Origin of the sequence: Microbacterium sp. CPCC 204701, from assembly GCF_004010105.1 — a bacterium.
Classification (GTDB): Bacteria; Actinomycetota; Actinomycetes; order Actinomycetales; family Microbacteriaceae; genus Microbacterium.
In genome coordinates this window covers 1-2,015 of sequence record NZ_RRYE01000473.1, presented here as the reverse complement: position 1 = coordinate 2,015, position 2,015 = coordinate 1, and the positions used below count along the sequence as shown (strand labels likewise).

The following is a 2,015-nucleotide window of genomic DNA, read 5'->3' as shown; positions in this document are numbered from 1 at the left end:
CGCCCGACCTCGGCGTCGACGTCTGGCGCGCGAATCGCCTCGCCGCCTCCGACGGGGTGCTGACCGGAGCCGTCGACGGCGGGATCGTTGATGCCGCGGGCAAGGCGGCCGCGCTGCGCGAGTGGGCGGCCGAGCACGGCGTCGCGCTCCACCGTACGATCGCGATCGGCGACGGGGCGAACGACCTCGTCATGCTCGCTGCGGCAGGGCTCGGGCTCGCGTTCAACGCCAAGCCCGCCGTGCGTGCGAGCGCCGACCTCGTGGTGGGTCCGGCGGACCTGCGCGAGGTCATCCCGCTGCTGCCGTGAGCCTGCCGGGTGTCGGAGGTCGCCGGTACTGTCACTGCATGAACATCGTCCTCGTTCCCGGTCTCTGGCTCGACGCGTCCACCTGGGGAGAGGTGAGCCCGGCGCTCGAGGCGGCCGGTCACCGGACCCACCCCCTCACCATGCCAGGGGTCGGCGAGCCCGCGTCGCGCAGCGCCGGCATCGGCATCGCCGACTGGGTCGGAGCGACCGTCGCCGAGATCGACCGCCATGACGGCGACATGGTGCTCGTCGGCCACTCCGGCGGCGGGAATGTCGTCTACGGCGCGGTCGACGCACGACCGGAGCGCGTCACGCGCGTGATCTTCGTCGATACCTTCCCGCCTACCGACGGCGGATCGATCTGGGATTTCCCGGTGGTGGACGGCGTCGTCCCGTTCCCGGGTTGGGAGTCGTTCGAAGAGGGCGAGGTCGCCGACCTCGACGAGCAGACCCGCGCCGAGCTCGGTGCCCGCGTGAAGACGGTGCCCGAGCGTGTGCCGACCGACGCGCTCCGTCTCTCCGACGAGCGTCGGCGCGCCGTACCCGCCACGATGATCACGAGCACCATGCCCGAGGCGCAGATCCGCGCGATCATCCAGGAGCCGCCGGCCTGGGCCGCCGAGCTCGCCGCGCTCGAGCGCCTCGAGGTCATCCAGCTGGGCGCCGACGGCGATCCGACCGGGCACTGGCCGCAGGTGTCGCGGCCGGGTGCGCTGGCCGAGGCGATCCTCCGCGCGATCCGCCGGATCGAATAGCGCCGCCGCGCGTAGCGCGACGTCGCGTATCCAGATCCGCATACCCTTCGGCTCGCGGCGGCGCAGTGACGGCTAGTGGCCCATTCCGAGGCCGCCGTCGACCGGGATGACCGCGCCCGAGATGTAGGCGGCGTCGTCGGACGCGATCCATGCGACGACGCCGGCGACCTCCTCGGCCGTTGCGAAGCGGCCCGCGGGGATGCTCTTCTTGTACTCGGCCTGGGTGTCTTCGGGCAATTCCGCCGTCATGTCGGTCTCGATGAAGCCGGGGGCGACGACGTTCGCGGTGATGCCCCGAGCGCCGAGCTCACGCGTGAGCGAGCGCGCGAAGCCGACGAGCGCGCTCTTGGAGGCCGCGTAGTTGATCTGGCCGGCCGAGCCGTAGAGGCCTACGACGCTCGAGATGAGGACGACGCGTCCCCACCGCGCGCGCAGCATTCCCTTCGAGGCGCGCTTGACCACGCGGAAGGCACCGCCGAGGTTCGTCGCCACGACACTGTCGAAGTCGTCCTCGGTCATGCGCAGCAGCAGCGTGTCCTTCGTGATGCCCGCGTTGGCGACGACGATCTCGACCGCGCCCAGGGTGTTCTCGACCTCGGTGAACGCGGCGTCGACGGCGGCGGCATCCGTCACGTCCGCCCGCACGGTCAGGGTGCCCTCGGGTCCTTCGCCCGAACGGGCGGTCACCGCGACCTTGTACCCCTCGGCGACGAAGCGCTCGGCGATGGCGCGGCCGATGCCGCGGTTCCCGCCGGTGACGAGGACGACGCGATCGGTGGACATATGGTGCTCCCGGGTTCGGTGACGGATCCGGACCAGCCTAGCGGCGCCGGAATTGACACCCCCTCGGTGCGCTGGGACGCTGGGGGCAGGCATCGACGAAAGGCACGCCGTGAGCGACAGCACCGCCCCGAACCCCACCCCGGAGCAGGGATCTCAGCCGCCCGCGCCG

At 71.9% G+C, this 2,015-nt stretch carries 3 protein-coding genes; 2 read left to right on the top strand and 1 reads right to left on the bottom strand.

The genetic code is table 11. The annotated features are described in order from the left end of the window. A partial coding sequence (locus tag EIO58_RS16935; protein WP_164861824.1) for an HAD family hydrolase occupies nucleotides 1-308 on the top strand: 308 nt, incomplete at its 5' end. Between the two features lie 38 nt (nucleotides 309-346). Further along, on the top strand, nucleotides 347-1,063 hold the full coding sequence (locus EIO58_RS16930; protein ID WP_127820448.1) for an alpha/beta fold hydrolase: 717 nt from the start codon (nucleotides 347-349) through the stop codon (nucleotides 1,061-1,063). A gap of 72 nt (nucleotides 1,064-1,135) precedes the next feature. Here EIO58_RS16930 and fabG read toward each other — a convergent pair whose 3' ends face one another. Next, complete coding sequence (gene fabG, locus EIO58_RS16925; protein WP_127820447.1) at nucleotides 1,136-1,846, bottom strand: 3-oxoacyl-ACP reductase FabG; 711 nt, start codon at nucleotides 1,844-1,846, stop codon at nucleotides 1,136-1,138. Between the last annotated feature and the right edge of the window lie 169 nt (nucleotides 1,847-2,015).